Source organism: Streptococcus sp. 1343 (assembly GCF_013277355.1).
GTDB lineage: Bacteria > Bacillota > Bacilli > Lactobacillales > Streptococcaceae > Streptococcus > Streptococcus pseudopneumoniae.
The window spans coordinates 1-14749 of the sequence record NZ_VMMT01000062.1 but is presented as its reverse complement, the minus strand read 5'-3'; the positions used below and the strand labels follow the sequence as shown (position 1 = coordinate 14749).

At 38.3% G+C, this 14749-nt stretch carries 17 protein-coding genes; 13 read left to right on the top strand and 4 right to left on the bottom strand.

Annotated features, from left to right (window positions below; genetic code table 11):
* Positions 1–47: 47 nt before the first annotated feature.
* The 13 genes from dhaK (at position 48) to pdrM (ending at position 9270) form a co-directional block, all read left to right on the top strand.
* Positions 48–1037 carry a dihydroxyacetone kinase subunit DhaK gene (dhaK, locus tag HT709_RS09160; RefSeq protein ID WP_138704329.1) on the top strand — a complete coding sequence of 330 codons (990 nt, stop codon included), beginning with the start codon at positions 48–50 and terminating at the stop codon, positions 1035–1037.
* A gap of 21 nt (positions 1038–1058) precedes the next feature.
* Positions 1059–1634: a dihydroxyacetone kinase subunit DhaL gene (gene dhaL, locus HT709_RS09155; RefSeq protein ID WP_172925701.1), complete on the top strand. Its 576-nt coding sequence runs from the start codon at positions 1059–1061 to the stop codon at positions 1632–1634.
* Positions 1634–2008, top strand: coding sequence for a dihydroxyacetone kinase phosphoryl donor subunit DhaM (gene dhaM, locus HT709_RS09150; RefSeq protein ID WP_050236558.1), 375 nt, complete (start codon positions 1634–1636; stop codon positions 2006–2008). The genes dhaL and dhaM overlap by 1 nt, the downstream gene beginning before the upstream one ends.
* Positions 2009–2554: 546 nt before the next feature.
* Positions 2555–3286, top strand: coding sequence for a hypothetical protein (locus HT709_RS09145; RefSeq protein ID WP_050208299.1), 732 nt, complete (start codon positions 2555–2557; stop codon positions 3284–3286).
* A 288-nt stretch (positions 3287–3574) separates the two neighbouring features.
* Entirely contained in the window at positions 3575–3754 is a 180-nt protein-coding gene (locus tag HT709_RS12240; protein WP_050208323.1) for a hypothetical protein, read from the top strand.
* A gap of 112 nt (positions 3755–3866) precedes the next feature.
* Positions 3867–4079, top strand: a complete 213-nt coding sequence (locus tag HT709_RS11945; RefSeq protein ID WP_054393038.1) for a hypothetical protein — start codon at positions 3867–3869, stop codon at positions 4077–4079.
* Positions 4080–4127: 48 nt separating this feature from the next.
* Positions 4128–4346, top strand: a complete 219-nt coding sequence (locus HT709_RS11940) for a hypothetical protein (protein WP_078374344.1) — start codon at positions 4128–4130, stop codon at positions 4344–4346.
* A 124-nt stretch (positions 4347–4470) separates the two neighbouring features.
* Positions 4471–5163, top strand: a complete 693-nt coding sequence (locus tag HT709_RS09140) for a YjjG family noncanonical pyrimidine nucleotidase (protein WP_054393037.1) — start codon at positions 4471–4473, stop codon at positions 5161–5163.
* A 61-nt stretch (positions 5164–5224) separates the two neighbouring features.
* Positions 5225–5878 (top strand): uracil-DNA glycosylase, encoded by a 654-nt coding sequence (locus HT709_RS09135; RefSeq protein ID WP_054393036.1) that lies wholly within the window; start codon positions 5225–5227, stop codon positions 5876–5878.
* Positions 5879–5887: 9 nt separating this feature from the next.
* Positions 5888–6352, top strand: coding sequence for an 8-oxo-dGTP diphosphatase (locus HT709_RS09130; RefSeq protein ID WP_023936889.1), 465 nt, complete (start codon positions 5888–5890; stop codon positions 6350–6352).
* 12 nt (positions 6353–6364) lie between these two features.
* Positions 6365–7633 (top strand): dihydroorotase, encoded by a 1269-nt coding sequence (locus tag HT709_RS09125; protein ID WP_172925700.1) that lies wholly within the window; start codon positions 6365–6367, stop codon positions 7631–7633.
* 13 nt (positions 7634–7646) lie between these two features.
* Positions 7647–7907, top strand: coding sequence for a hypothetical protein (locus tag HT709_RS09120; RefSeq protein ID WP_001105920.1), 261 nt, complete (start codon positions 7647–7649; stop codon positions 7905–7907).
* Between the two features lie 10 nt (positions 7908–7917).
* Positions 7918–9270 carry a sodium-coupled multidrug efflux MATE transporter PdrM gene (gene pdrM / locus HT709_RS09115; RefSeq protein WP_172925699.1) on the top strand — a complete coding sequence of 451 codons (1353 nt, stop codon included), beginning with the start codon at positions 7918–7920 and terminating at the stop codon, positions 9268–9270.
* A gap of 213 nt (positions 9271–9483) precedes the next feature.
* Here the strand turns inward: pdrM and xerS are convergent, their stop codons facing one another.
* The 4 genes from xerS to ylqF form a co-directional block, all read right to left on the bottom strand.
* A complete protein-coding gene (gene xerS, locus HT709_RS09110; protein WP_000817848.1) occupies positions 9484–10554 on the bottom strand; it encodes a tyrosine recombinase XerS in 1071 nt (356 codons plus the stop codon).
* 553 nt (positions 10555–11107) lie between these two features.
* Positions 11108–12658, bottom strand: coding sequence for a ClC family H(+)/Cl(-) exchange transporter (locus HT709_RS09105; protein WP_172925698.1), 1551 nt, complete (start codon positions 12656–12658; stop codon positions 11108–11110).
* Between the two features lie 15 nt (positions 12659–12673).
* A complete protein-coding gene (locus HT709_RS09100; protein WP_138699967.1) occupies positions 12674–13453 on the bottom strand; it encodes a ribonuclease HII in 780 nt (259 codons plus the stop codon).
* Positions 13440–14291 (bottom strand): ribosome biogenesis GTPase YlqF, encoded by an 852-nt coding sequence (gene ylqF / locus HT709_RS09095; protein ID WP_000201315.1) that lies wholly within the window; start codon positions 14289–14291, stop codon positions 13440–13442. Before ylqF ends, HT709_RS09100 begins: the two co-directional genes overlap by 14 nt.
* Positions 14292–14749 lie beyond the last annotated feature (458 nt).

Genomic DNA, 14749 nt, shown 5'->3' with positions numbered 1-14749 from the left:
TATATAATGAAAGCGAAAACAAAGGTAGATGCCGAAAGGAGTTTCTCATGAAAAAAATTATAAATGAACCGACACAAGTTGTTGATGAAATGTTGCAGGGATTGTCATTCATGCATGATGACTTGGTAGAACGCTTAGATGGTTTTGATGTCATCGTTAGAAAGGCAGAAAAGACAGGAAAAGTTGGACTCATTTCAGGTGGAGGTTCAGGACATGAACCAAGTCATGCTGGATTTGTAGGAGATGGGATGTTGTCTGCTGCCATTTGTGGAGCAGTCTTCACTTCACCTACTCCGGACCAAATTTTAGAAGCCATTAAGTCGGCTGATGAAGGTGCTGGGGTCTTTATGGTCATCAAGAACTATTCTGGGGACATCATGAACTTTGAAATTGCACAAGAACTTGCTGAAATGGAAGGTATTGATGTAGCAAGCGTTGTAGTCGATGATGATATTGCTGTTGAAAATAGTCTCTATACCCAAGGGCGTCGAGGTGTTGCAGGTACTATTTTAGTCCATAAAATTTTGGGTGCTGCGGCTCGTTCCGGTAAATCATTATCTGAAATGAAAGACTTGGCCGATAAACTTGTGTTAGAAATTAAAACAATTGGGCTGGCTCTGTCTGGAGCAACCGTTCCTGAAGTTGGGAAACCAGGTTTTGTTCTAGAAGATGATGAATTTGAATATGGAGTTGGTATCCACGGTGAACCAGGATATAAAAAAGAGAAAATGCAACCTTCAGCACAATTGGCCTCAGAATTGGTTGAAAAATTATCTGAAGGTTTCCAACTTAAAGCTGGTGAACGCTATGGCCTTCTCATCAATGGTTTAGGAAGCACTCCTCTTATGGAACAATACGTATTTGCAAATGATGTGGCTAAATTACTCCATGAAAAAGGTGTTGAGTTGGCGTTTAAGAAAATTGGAAACTATATGACATCAATTGATATGGCTGGATTATCATTAACATTGATTCGATTGGCAGATGATGAGTGGTTGGAAGCTCTATATGCACCTGTTACTACCCCAGCTTGGTAAAACTCAAGGAGGAAATGTCGCATGAATGCTGAACAAGCTCTTGAATGGATGAAGCTTTTTAATGAAAAGATTCAAGAACAGAAAGATTACCTTAGTGAGCTAGACACTCCTATAGGAGATGGAGACCACGGTGGAAATATGGCGCGTGGAATGGCTGCAGTTATGGAAAACTTAGAAGGAAAGCAATTTGAAACAAGCAGTGATGTGTTTAAACTTGTCTCAATGCAATTACTGAGTAAGGTAGGCGGTGCTTCTGGTCCCTTGTATGGCTCTGCTTTTATGGGCATGGCCAAGGCTGATTCAAATTCGAAATTAGAAGAAATCTTACAAAGTGGTTTGGATATGATTATCAAACGTGGGAAAGCAGAAATTGGAGAAAAGACAATGGTTGATGTTTGGACTCCTGTTATTGCTGCTTTGTCTGCTGGTCAATTGACTCAAGAGGTTATTGATAAGGTAGTGAATGCTACCAAAGATTTACTTGCAACTAAAGGAAGGGCGTCTTATGTAGGAGAACGTTCTCTTGGACATATTGATCCTGGATCATTCTCATCAGGATTACTCTTTACTGCTCTTTTAAAAACTGGGGTGGTTTAATGGGAAGTATTGGTCTTGTTATCGTTTCACATTCCAAAAACATTGCAGAAGGTGTCGTTGAACTGATTAGTGAAGTAGCTAAAGATGTTCCAATTACTTATGTAGGAGGAACCGAAGATGGAGGAATTGGAACAAGTTTTGATCAAGTAGATAGGGTTGTTTCCGAAAATCCAGCAGATACCTTATTAGCCTTTTTTGACCTGGGTTCTGCTAAAATGAACTTAGAAATGGTGGCTGATTTCAGTGATAAAAGTATCATCATCAATAGGGTTCCAATTGTAGAAGGTGCTTATACTGCAGCTGCTCTTCTTCAGGCTGGTGCAGAACTGTCAGTTATTCAAACACAGTTGTCGGAGCTTGAAATCAATAAATAAGGAATTTTACTATAACACTTTTTATAGGTGGGCTATTGATTATCTCAACTATCAAATTTTAAGTAAATAAAAAGGGATTGCTTTGGGCAGTTCCTTTTTATTTTAACAAGAGTAAAGCTATAGTGTTTCTAAATTGTGAATCATTCAAAACTGATTGTGATGAGACTATTCTAGCTTTAGAATCCTTCAAAAATTAAAGTTTAAGGCAATCAATTACTTAGAAGAGTACGAAAACATTTAGTTTATAGGAATTCTAGACCTAGAATCACATGGATATTTATGAAGTTAGGGTATTCGATAGTTAGGATTGTTCTATTCTGAACGATTTGAGCTGTCAATTGTATAGAATAGTAGTTTGCCAATGAATTTTGTTGAAAGATTCCTTGTTTTATGGTAGTCTAAAGTAAAAGAAAGCCTTATCATTATATTTTCATTTGTTAACAATGTATTTCGACTTTATCTAATGTAGAAGAAAGAAATATCATGAAACGTTTATGACTTGTTGGAAAGAGAATGTGAACTAAAAATAGATTTAGGAGTAGGTAGATGAGTAGTTTAGAGTCAATTCGTAAAGCGCATATCATCGTGTGGGGTGCCTATCTATTTTTATCATTAAGGGCGCCGCTAATGAGCAGCACAGAGTATTTCTTGCTTATTTTTTTAGCGTTTCTCTATTCGATAGTATCGCTCCCTATATATTCAGTGAAAAATAAAATAGTATCTATCTGTCTAGCCATAAATTCGATTCTGTTAATGAGTTTCCCGATTTTAATCAATAAATATTTCCCAGGAAAGGTTTTTACTTATATTGTATTAATCAGTATTTTTATCCTGGAGTTCTTAATCTTTAATATAATTGGTAAAGATTTTGATACTAGATTAGCTAGTGAATATAGGAAAATCAGTCAGTTTAAAAGTAAGATGTCTCAATCTCCTTGGATAAAATATTTAGAGATTTCTAGTTTTATATTAACTATATTTCCATTTATTCTTCATAGTACAGTTGATAATTGTGTATTGATTCTTATCTTTTTGATAAAAATTTGTGTAGATACTACGATAAAATTTCTATTAAACAGAATCTTTAATTCAAGTGAGATGATGAAAAGGAGGATATTTTCTCTGTTTGTATTAGATTTGATAGTCTATATATTTTTAGGTTATGTTTTAGTGATACAAAAAGACGAATATCTGTTTTCAATTCTACTAATTTTTTCTAATTTCTCACTTCCCTTTATCAGAGAAAAAGAGTATGAGTTATTTAAAAATAAGAAGTGAGATAGATATGGTTAAATCTTAGTTCTCTTTAAAATCAAATCAGGTAGAGAAAGGGTATTTTATCTAGGTAACAAAGTGCTTTAAACGCAGTCAACGATTACTGATTAGAGAACTATCCTAACCATGCAACGTTAAAGAGGAGAAATCTTATGAAACTCGTATTACCAAATAATTATGCTGCTATTGAGTAAGAAGAGATGAGGTGTCTTGATGGGGGATTATCCCTACATAAAGACGGGGGAATGTTACAGTAAACATAGCCACTGCTTATTTTATGGGGAATTAAATATGTTTAAACTAAGTGATAGAGTCAGAGTGGTCTTTGCTCTTTTAGGAGCAAGTTCCATATTAGTCAGCATGTATCTTATACCTTTTATTAAAACTGAGAATAAATTTTGGGAAATACTTTTATTTATATTAGGTGTATTGCTAATTGGAATTGCGTTACTAAATCCCCCAAAAAATTAAATTTTGGAAATAGAATTAGTGAGTAGGTAATCATTTATTGATTGGATTTTTAATGCTATTGATGAATGGGATGGAAAAAGTGACAATAAATTAAGAACAGGATGATAGCATTATGATGGTTGTTTTAATTTTGATGGTTGTGGTGTTTCTGTATTATGTAATTACAGAGTATTTTCAGAATGGTTATATTGACTGTATACTATTTCTAACATTGCTGATTTCTCATTTGATATGGAATTACTATTTTTTGCCCATTGAAGTCTTAGTAGCATTAAGTGGAGTAAATTTGTTGTCAAGATTTTTCAAAAAAATGAGAAGTCAATAGATTTGTTAGTGGATTATAAAGATGAAAGGTAAAATTGGGATATTTTAAATGAAACATTTTTTTGCTGGTATCGGAGAGATAAGATTTAGTAGTTATCTATTGTCTCTATGTGTAGGATTAGCCCCTCTTTTTTATATATATGTCATAGGTTTGGAAATGAGTTTTGTGAAGATAGTATTATCTATTTTGGGAGTCATATTTGTATGTATTTTAACTATTGCTCGAATTTATAGAAGATTTCTCTATAATAAAAATAAACTTGACTAGAATAGTATGAATTAGTTAATCAATTGGAACGATTATTCTTTGTGATACTATACCACTTTTAAGTTTTTACATTAAACAGCTGGCTGAAGTGAAAGTTGTTTATCTTAGAAAGGAAAACACCAAATTGTCCTACAAATTTCTACTCTTCGACCTCGACCACACCTTACTTGATTTTGATGCTGCTGAGGATGTGGCTTTGACACAACTTCTAAAAGAAGAAGGGGTTGCAGATATTCAGGCTTATAAAGACTATTATGTCCCTATGAACAAGGCTCTCTGGAAGGACTTAGAGCAAAAGAAAATCAGTAAACCAGAGCTGGTTAACACGCGCTTTTCTCGTTTATTTGCTCATTTTGGACAGGGAAAAGACGGTAGTTTTCTAGCCCAGCGTTACCAGTTTTACCTATCCCAGCAAGGGCAAGCTTTTTCAGGTGCTCATGAACTTTTAGATAGTCTCATCGAGCGTGATTATGACTTATATGCTGCGACAAATGGGATTACTGCTATTCAGACGGGACGTTTGGCTCAATCTGGTCTGGCACCTTATTTTAATCAAGTCTTTATCTCTGAACAATTGCAAACACAAAAGCCTGATGCTCTCTTTTATGAAAAGATTGGCCAACAGATTGCTGGATTTAGCAAAGAAAAGACGCTGATGATTGGAGATTCCCTAACCGCCGACATTCAAGGTGGCAATAATGCTGGGATTGACACGATTTGGTACAATCCTCATCAACTCGAAAATCCCACACAAGCCCAGCCAACCTACGAAGTCCATTCTTACCGAGACTTGCTGGATTGTTTAGATAAACTGTAAAAAGTGGTTTAGAAAGCCACTTTTTGCTATAATGGAGGCAGTAAAAACGAAGGAGTTGGCTATGGAACACTCGTCTTGGCATGCTTTGATTAAGGCGCAATTACCTGAGGGTTATTTTGGGAAAATCAATCAGTTTATGGAGCAGGTCTATTCTCAGGGGACTATTTATCCGCCCAAAGAAAAGGTTTTTCAGGCTCTATTGACAACACCGCTTGAAGAGGTTAAGGTGGTGATTCTAGGGCAAGACCCCTATCACGGGCATGGTCAAGCGCAGGGCTTGAGTTTTTCCGTACCTGACTCTATCCCAGCTCCGCCATCCTTGCAAAATATCTTGAAAGAATTAGCAGATGACATCGGAGTTAAGAAATCTCATGATTTAACGTCTTGGGCTGAGCAAGGAGTCTTGCTTCTCAATGCTTGCTTGACGGTTCCTGCTGGGCAGGCCAATGGTCATGCTGGGCAGATATGGGAGCCTTTTACGGATGCTGTGATTCAGGTGGTTAATCATTTAGATAGACCAGTTGTTTTTGTACTCTGGGGAGCTTATGCACGCAAGAAGAAGACCTTGGTTACCAATCCTAACCACTTGATTATTGAATCAGCCCATCCCAGTCCTTTGTCAGTTTATAGAGGATTTTGGGGTTCCAACCCTTTTTCCAAGGCCAATGCATTTTTAAAAGAGACTGGACAAGAGCCAATCGATTGGCTTAGATAAGGAGAAAATATGCCTCAGTTAGCGACGATTTGCTACATTGATAACGGGAAAGAACTGCTCATGCTCCACCGTAATAAGAAACCCAATGATGTCCATGAAGGGAAATGGATTGGTGTGGGTGGCAAGCTAGAGCGTGGTGAGACTCCTCAGGAATGCGCGGCGCGTGAAATCCTTGAAGAAACAGGACTCAAAGCCAAGCCAGTTCTAAAAGGTGTTATCACTTTTCCTGAATTTACACCAGATTTAGACTGGTACACCTATGTTTTTAAGGTGACAGAGTTTGAGGGTGACTTGATTGACTGCAACGAGGGAACGCTAGAATGGGTTCCCTATGATGAGGTTTTGAGTAAGCCAACTTGGGAAGGTGACCATATCTTTGTTAAGTGGCTTTTAGAGGATAAACCCTTCTTTTCAGCCAAGTTTGTTTATGATGGGGATAAATTGTTGGATACCCAAGTTGATTTCTATGAATAAAGGAGAAAGCATATGCTACTAATCAAAAATGGTCGTGTAATGGATCCCAAGTCTAGTTTGGATCAAGTGTGTGATGTTTTAGTTCAAGATGGGAAAATTGTCAAAATTGCGTCTGAGATCACGGAAGAAGGAGCAGAAACGATTGATGCTAGTGGTCTAGTAGTTGCTCCTGGCTTGGTTGACATTCACGTTCATTTCCGTGAACCTGGTCAAACTCATAAAGAAGACATTCATACTGGTGCCCTAGCAGCCGCTGCAGGTGGTTTTACAACGGTTGTTATGATGGCTAATACCAGTCCAACTATCTCGGATGTAGAGACTTTAAAAGAAGTTCTGGATTCAGCTACCAAAGAAAAGATTAATGTTAAGACGGTTGCGACCATTACTAAAAACTTTAATGGCCAAGATTTGACAGACTTTCAGGCACTTTTAGCAGCTGGTGCGGTTGGTTTCTCAGACGACGGTATTCCGCTTGAAAGCAGTAAAGTTGTCAAGGAAGCTATGGAAGAAGCTAAAAAGCTTAATACCTTTATTAGTCTTCATGAGGAAGATCCAGGTTTGAATGGGATTCTTGGCTTTAATGAAAATATCGCTAAAGAACATTTCCATATCTGCGGTGCGACTGGGGTGGCTGAGTATGCTATGATGGCGCGTGATGTCATGATTGCCTATGCAACTAAGGCCCATGTTCACATCCAGCATTTGTCTAAGGAAGAAAGTGTTAAAGTAGTGGAGTTTGCTCAAGGTTTGGGTGCGCAAGTCACAGCAGAAGTAGCGCCACAGCATTTTTCTAAGACTGAATCGCTCCTTTTGACACAAGGTAGCAATGCTAAGATGAATCCTCCACTTCGTTTGGAATCAGACCGTCGTGCCGTTATCGAAGGCCTCAAATCAGGCGTCATCACAGTTATCGCAACTGACCATGCGCCTCATCATGCAGATGAGAAAAACATTGAGGATATTACCAAAGCGCCATCTGGTATGACTGGTTTGGAAACATCTCTTTCCCTCGGTTTAACTTATTTGGTAGAAGCTGGGGAATTGACCTTGATGGAATTGCTTGAAAAGATGACCTACAACCCAGCCAAACTTTATAACTTTGAAGCAGGTTACTTGGCTGAGAATGGTCCAGCGGACATCACTATTTTTGATGCTAAGGATGACCGTCTTGTGGACTCCCATTTTGCTTCCAAAGCGACTAATTCACCCTTTATCGGTGAAACCTTAAAAGGGCAGGTTAAATATACCATCTGTAAGGGACAAATCGTTTATCAAGCTTGATAGGAGTTGGAATATGAATTATTTTCGAAAACGTAGGGAGAGAAAAGCAAAATCTAATAGCGGAATTTACTGTCCCGCATCTAATCGTTCTAAAATTCAATATGAAACTAAAGAAAAAGCTGACCATGCGGTTCAATATGATAATGGAGGTTTAGTTAGAAGCTATTATTGTCGTACATGTGCGTGTTGGCATACTACTTCAAAATCTAATAATCCTCCGCTAAGTTTGAAAAACTATGGTCTGAAACTCTTTGGTTTAGATAAATCAGAATAGAAAGAGAAGTATGTATAAGACAAAGTGTTTACGAGAGAAGTTAGTATTATTTTTAAAGATATTTTTCCCAATCCTGATCTACCAATTTGCCAATTATTCTGCCTCTTTTGTTGACACTGCAATGACAGGTCAATACAATACTATGGACTTGGCTGGTGTGTCTATGGCAACCAGTATCTGGAATCCTTTCTTTACCTTTCTAACAGGAATTGTGTCGGCCTTGGTGCCCATCATTGGTCATCATCTTGGTCGAGGCAAAAAGGAAGAAGTTGCGTCAGATTTTTACCAGTTCATCTATCTGGCCTTGGGTCTATCTGTGATCTTGCTGGGGATGGTGCTTTTCTTGGCACCACCAATCTTGAATCATATCGGACTAGAAGCACCAGTGGCAGCAGTAGCGGTTCGCTATCTTTGGTTTTTATCTATCGGGATTATCCCCTTGTTGCTCTTTAGTGTCATTCGTTCCTTACTGGATTCGCTGGGCTTGACCAAACTGTCTATGTATCTCATGCTTTTGTTACTCCCTCTCAATAGCGGATTTAACTATCTCTTGATTTACGGTGCCTTTGGAGTTCCAGAGCTGGGAGGGGCTGGTGCTGGTTTAGGTACTTCCTTGGCTTATTGGGTCTTGCTGGGAATTTCTGTTCTGGTTTTATTTAAACAGGAGAAGCTCAAAGCCCTACACCTTGAAAGACGAATTCCATTTAATATGGATAAAATCAAGGAAGGAGTTCGTTTAGGTCTTCCTATTGGGGGAACTGTTTTCGCGGAAGTGGCTATCTTTTCCGTGGTTGGCTTGATTATGGCTAAGTTCTCGTCCTTGATTATCGCTAGTCACCAGTCAGCTATGAACTTTTCAAGTCTCATGTACGCCTTTCCTATGAGTATCTCATCTGCTATGGCTATTGTCGTTTCCTATGAAGTGGGAGCCAAGCGATTTGATGATGCGAAAACCTATATTGGTCTAGGAAGATGGACAGCCCTCATTTTTGCGGTCTTCACCTTATCCTTCCTTTACATTTTTAGGGGAAGTGTGGCTAGTCTTTATGGTAACAACCCAGAATTTATCGATTTGACAGCACGTTTTTTGACTTACAGTCTTTTCTTCCAGTTAGCAGATACCTTTGCAGCACCTCTTCAGGGAATTTTACGGGGGTATAAGGATACCGTTATTCCTTTTTACCTTGGTTTGGTTGGTTATTGGGGGGTGACACTCCCAGTAGCTATGGTATTCGACTCTCTAACAGATTTTGGAGCTTATTCTTACTGGATTGGTTTGATTATTAGTTTAATCGTGAGCGGGGCTCTCTACCGTTGGCGTTTAACTGCGATTATGAAGAGATTTGAATCCAGAAAAGCTTGATTTTTAAAATTCCTACAAGCAAAAATATCCTTCCTTATCTGCATTATTTTTGCTATAGTTAAATTAGTAGTAGGCAAATGAGAATTTCAAAAATATAGAAACAATTGATATTCCACGCTACTTTACTGGTATCAGATATCAAGAAAAGAAGTTGCTTATTTTTAGCAGCTTCTTTTCTTGATAAAAATTTTACATAAGTTATATTACGTAAAATTATAAACTATCCAAGGCATTCTTTTGTTCATCATTGACGATATGAGTATAGAGGTCAGTGACTTGTGTACTGGCATGTCCTAGCTGGTGACTGACCAAAACTTGCGATTTAGTAGCATCATAGAGCCTAGTTGCTAGGGTATGGCGCAGTTTATGGGGTGTTACACGGACTTTGAAGTCCTCTGAGTATTTAGCAACCATTTTCTCAACGCTGGAAGCGTCAATACGATTGGGAACACCTCTATAGAGTGTCAAAAAGAGGGCTGTGTCTGTTTTTTCCGTCTTATAGCGTTGATTTCGAATGGCCAGATAATTCTCTAAATAAGGCTTAGCAAAGGCAGCAACATTGACCGAATCGCGTTTGCCACCTTTTCGAGTGACATCAATAACCATCATTTTTAGATTGAGATCTCTTAAATCCAGATTAACAGCTTCAGATAAGCGAACACCCGATGCCAAGAGAAGGGCAATAATGGCTAAATCTCGTTCTTTATTTTTGTTGAATGATGAGAGAGCTCGATTTGAAAGCTGTTGTGGGTACTCTTGGTCAATATAAGTTAGAAAACCTTCTGTTTCATCACCTAAAAAGAGTTTTTGCTTGATGTTTTCAGCTCTAGCAGCAAGTGTTTCTTTCTTTTTTTTGGTTGAAACTTTCTTCATTACATTACGATAGAAATAAGGTTCCCCTTGATCGTTTTCAACCTCCTCAGTCAAATACTTATAAAGACTAGAAAGTGCTGACAAGGTCCGATTGATGGTTGTCTGAGAAACACCTTGTTTGCTTGTATTGGCATTCAGCAAAGGACGTTCTCGAAGATAAAGGATAAAAGCCTCCATATCTTTCTTTGACATGTTTTCCAAGACAGATAAAGGAATATTAGACATTTTATCAGCGTTTGAGATACCAGACTCCAAAACCCAGCTGAAAAATCGATCATATTCCTTGAGGTATTCGTACAAGGTTGTAAAACTGTAAGGAACAGCAAGCTTAGATTGGTAGTATTCAAGAATATACCAGGGCATGATTTGTTTTAGTTTGTCGATTCGTTCCAGTAAAATCTCACGTTTCATGTATTTTCTCCATAAATAAGTCTATTAGTAGTATAGCATGGACTTATTTATTTTTCAAGAAAATTATAGTTTTTCGGAAAGATGATATAGAGCTTTTTAAAGAAGACTTAGACCTGAGTAAAACAGATCTAAGTCTTTGGAGTTTCTATTGAGAATCATTAGCTAGTGCTTTTTCTAGTTTCCAAATACTAAACCAGAATGAAATAGTCAACAGAATAAAGAAAATCATAAAGAACTCACCCATTAAACTTCTGTTAATACTACACAACTGAAGAGCTATATAAGGAGCTATGAGATACAAAATACATTGTATAATTGCTATTGTTTTCTTTTTCATGATTTTAATCTTACTGTACAGATTTGATACAGTAAACTCCTTTCTAGCTTTATGCTTTATCATTTCTAACTTAATTATAGTCTTATTTTACCAAAGTTCAATTATTTGTATGTAAAATTCCTCATCAGTAAAAAATAACCGATCTCATTGCTGAGAATCGGTTTTCTAAATAAATCAGGTCAGCTGTTTACATAATTTATATTATGTAAACAAACTCTACAACAACAAATCTTTGACTTTTCCAATTTCACTTTTTGGAATAACCAGGTGAATCATATTACCCAGATACATTCTGGTTGAGCCGTTAACTGTTTGGCTCTTTCCATTATGGACTTGGGTAGTGATGAGGACGTTGTGTGGTAAGTTGAGTTCATGAACTTGTTTCCCAGCAATTTTATCAGAAACTGGTATTTCGATAAGGGTAACTTCTCCTTCACTGGATACTTCTTCTGGAAGCATTTTTTCCAGCATGGCTTCATAGACTGGTGTACCCTTGAGCAAATCCATGATAATATAAGAAACAAGAGTGACAAGACCAAGTGGCATGAGGTTGCGGATATCTCCTACCATCTCAGTTACGAGGATCATGGCAGTTAAGGGAGCTTTTGATATTGCTCCAAAATAGCCACTCATTCCTAGAATGACAAATATAGGGAATTGCTCTTGACTGACAAGTCCAAGATTGACGCAGATAACACCAACTAGGGCACCAAGTAAGGAACCAAGCGCCAAAATTGGTAGGAAAATGCCTCCTGGAAGACCACTTCCATAACTAATCATGCTCCAGATAAAGCGAATTAAAAAGTAAGCTAATAGAACTTGGAAACTAAAATCTTGCTCAGTTAAGGAAAGAACAAGCTGATTTCCACCACCAAGGACGTGGGGTAAAAAAATTCCGACTGGTATGATGAGAATAAAAGCAAGAATTGGATCATAAGCTCTATCCAAATGGATTTTTTGACCAATCCAATCATAAAGTCTACCGATATCGAGCACAGCTTTTTCATAGAGAAAACCGGAAAATCCAAGGAAAATTCCCATCACAAGATAAATCCAGTATTGATCTAGGGTCATGAGAGGAATGTTATCTGGCATATCCAATACTGGTGTCAAACCGAACATGAGTAGAGACACAAAGTTTGCTACGATGCTGGCTGCTAGTGTAGAAACCCAGAAAAAGCGCGAAAAATGGTGATAAACTTCTTCTACTACAAAGAGGAGGCCTGCTATTGGTGCATTAAAGGCTGCGGCTAAACCTGCTGCAGCTCCACTGGCAATTAAGGAACGTTCCTCTACTGGACTGGATTTGAGCCACTTGGCAATTCCTTTACCACCAACTGCTCCCAGTTGGATACTTGGTCCTTCACGCCCCAGCATAAGGCCGCTGGCAATAGCAAGCATTCCTAGCACATATTTTTTCCAAAGAACGCCCCACCAGTTGAGGGACATGAGGCCTTTCAGTTCGGCTTCGACTTGCGGAATTCCTGAGCCTTTGATATCTTTTTCTGATCGAGTTAATTTAGCACTGAGCCAACAGATGAGTATATAAAACAAAACCAGTACAAAAAGATTGCGCACTAGGTGCCCTTGATCTTGATAAAGTCCTTGTATCAGGTGGAAGCCCTTTTCAATTAAGAAACGAAAGGATCCGACGATAATTCCAACGACGAGGCCGACAATGATTCCTCGACCAACTTGGGATAGGATAGTGCTGGATGCAAAGGCGAATTCTTTCTTAGAACGGACTATTTCCGACTGTTCCTCCATGGTATTTCCTTTCAATTAACTTTCTTTTTTACCTAAAACCAGTGATTTAACAGGTTCAAAGCTGGTTCGGTGAATTGGGGTAACTCCTAGTTTTTCGAGTCCTTCTAGGTGTTTAGCTGTTCCATATCCTGCATTAGTAGCGAAATCATAGCCAGGAAACCGCTGATCGTATTCCTTCATCAATTCATCACGGGTCACCTTGGCTACTATAGAAGCTGCTGCGATAGAGAGGGAATTAGCATCACCTTTGATGATGGCAGTTTGTGAAATGGGCAATTCCAGTTTCATGGCATCTATCAGGAGGTGATCAGGTTGAGGACTGAGCTGGGAGATTGCTTCCTGCATGGCCAGTTTAGTTGCTCCGTAGATATTGACTTGGTCGATGACCTGATTATCCATGATACCAACGCCAATTGACAAGGCTTGGTCTTGAACTGCTTGGAAAATCTCCAGATGTTTCTTTTTAGGAATTTTCTTGCTGTCATTGAGGCCTCTAATCTTACAATTTTGAGGTAAAATAACGGCTGCAGCGACTACTGGCCCAGCCAGAGGACCTCGGCCGACCTCGTCAACACCTGCTATCAAGATCACTCCTTGCTTGTAAATTTCCTTTTCATAGGAAAGCATAGATTCCAAACGCAAATTTTCATCCAATTCAGCCTGAATGGCTTTTTTACGCTTGCTAATTTCTTTTTGAACTCCAGAGCGATTATCCTTTTCAAGATCTAAAAAAATAGGGCTTTCTAACTCCTTGACTGTCACAAGGAGTTCTTTGATTTCTTTAATCGTTGCCATCGAGGTCTTCCAATGTATCTAAGGTATAGTTACCGAGTTTTCCATCACGGACTTCCTTCACGAAGAGACTGTAAAAACGGTCATAGTCATCACGGAAACCGAGGGCGCGGGTCATATCCATAATAATCACAGGCGCTTCTTCTTCAATTTTCATTTGTTTGAAGCGTTCAGCCAGCTTTTCTGGATAATGTTCTTTGAAATAATTGATACCAAAAATGGTAACCTCATCCATAGGAAGCAACTGATCCTTGATAGCTCCAGTCAATGCCAACTTAAGTGCAACAGTTTCATCCTCAAACTTAGGCCAGAGAATCCCCGGTGTATCCAAGATTTCCAGATCTTTATTGGTTTTAAGCCATTGTTGACCTTTTGTGACCCCTGGCTTGTTTCCAACAACAGCAATCTTTTTACCAGCCAAACGGTTCATCAGAGTTGATTTACCAGCGTTTGGAATCCCGATAATCATGGTACGCAAGGTTTCAATCTGAATCCCACGTTCTTTCTGGCGAGCAATCTTATCAGCCATGAGCTTCTTAGCAGCATCTGTTACAACTTTTACAGTCACTTGCTCTTTGGAGTTGATAGCTAGCGTCTGGATTCCTTGTGATTCAAAATACTGACGCCATTCCTTGGTCATTGCTGGATCAGCCAAGTCGGCCTTGTTTAAAATCAAGAGTTTTGGTTTATCACCAACAATCTTGGTCAACATAGGATTTTGACTAGATAGAGGTAAGCGTGCATCAACTAAAATCGTCACAAAATCAACAAATTTTAAATTTTCCTGAACCTGTCGACGCGCTTTAGACATGTGACCAGGAAACCATTGAATAGTAGCCATTGAGTTTTTTTCCTTTCGTAGCAAGGGTTTAGATCCCCTATTTTATTTTACTATCGTTTGAACATAAAGAGTTCTCAAATGAATGATGTCCAAACACTTCTTGTTTTATGACATAGAAATCTACCTTATATTATATCATGCCTTCCTTATTTTGTCCGATGATAGCCTTTCAAGTACCCTATATATAGTAGATTAAAACAAGATGTGAACAAATCGATTAGGAAAGTCAAATTAATTTCTAGAAATATTTTAACATCTATAACGTACTATTCTAAAGTAAGCGCGTCATAACAAGGTATCGTATCTATCCTAATTCCCCAACTTCCGGTATACTAAATAAAAATAGTTATCGGAGGAAAGGTAGTGTACTATGATGATTCAACTAAACGATTTAGGTCAAGTTCACCTTGTTTGTGGGAAAACGGATATGAGGCAGGGAATTGATTCACTGGCTTATC

Coding starts and splice junctions, on each gene's coding strand:
- HT709_RS09120 (WP_001105920.1), top strand. CDS start 7,647: ATGAATTATTTTCGAAAACGTAGGGAGAGAAAAGCAAAATCTAATAGC.
- HT709_RS12240 (WP_050208323.1), top strand. CDS start 3,575: ATGTTTAAACTAAGTGATAGAGTCAGAGTGGTCTTTGCTCTTTTAGGA.
- dhaM (WP_050236558.1), top strand. CDS start 1,634: ATGGGAAGTATTGGTCTTGTTATCGTTTCACATTCCAAAAACATTGCA.
- HT709_RS09135 (WP_054393036.1), top strand. CDS start 5,225: ATGGAACACTCGTCTTGGCATGCTTTGATTAAGGCGCAATTACCTGAG.
- HT709_RS11940 (WP_078374344.1), top strand. CDS start 4,128: ATGAAACATTTTTTTGCTGGTATCGGAGAGATAAGATTTAGTAGTTAT.
- HT709_RS09125 (WP_172925700.1), top strand. CDS start 6,365: ATGCTACTAATCAAAAATGGTCGTGTAATGGATCCCAAGTCTAGTTTG.
- pdrM (WP_172925699.1), top strand. CDS start 7,918: ATGTATAAGACAAAGTGTTTACGAGAGAAGTTAGTATTATTTTTAAAG.
- HT709_RS11945 (WP_054393038.1), top strand. CDS start 3,867: ATGATGGTTGTTTTAATTTTGATGGTTGTGGTGTTTCTGTATTATGTA.
- ylqF (WP_000201315.1), bottom strand. CDS start 14,291: ATGGCTACTATTCAATGGTTTCCTGGTCACATGTCTAAAGCGCGTCGA.
- dhaK (WP_138704329.1), top strand. CDS start 48: ATGAAAAAAATTATAAATGAACCGACACAAGTTGTTGATGAAATGTTG.
- HT709_RS09100 (WP_138699967.1), bottom strand. CDS start 13,453: ATGGCAACGATTAAAGAAATCAAAGAACTCCTTGTGACAGTCAAGGAG.
- HT709_RS09130 (WP_023936889.1), top strand. CDS start 5,888: ATGCCTCAGTTAGCGACGATTTGCTACATTGATAACGGGAAAGAACTG.
- HT709_RS09105 (WP_172925698.1), bottom strand. CDS start 12,658: ATGGAGGAACAGTCGGAAATAGTCCGTTCTAAGAAAGAATTCGCCTTT.
- dhaL (WP_172925701.1), top strand. CDS start 1,059: ATGAATGCTGAACAAGCTCTTGAATGGATGAAGCTTTTTAATGAAAAG.
- HT709_RS09145 (WP_050208299.1), top strand. CDS start 2,555: ATGAGTAGTTTAGAGTCAATTCGTAAAGCGCATATCATCGTGTGGGGT.
- xerS (WP_000817848.1), bottom strand. CDS start 10,554: ATGAAACGTGAGATTTTACTGGAACGAATCGACAAACTAAAACAAATC.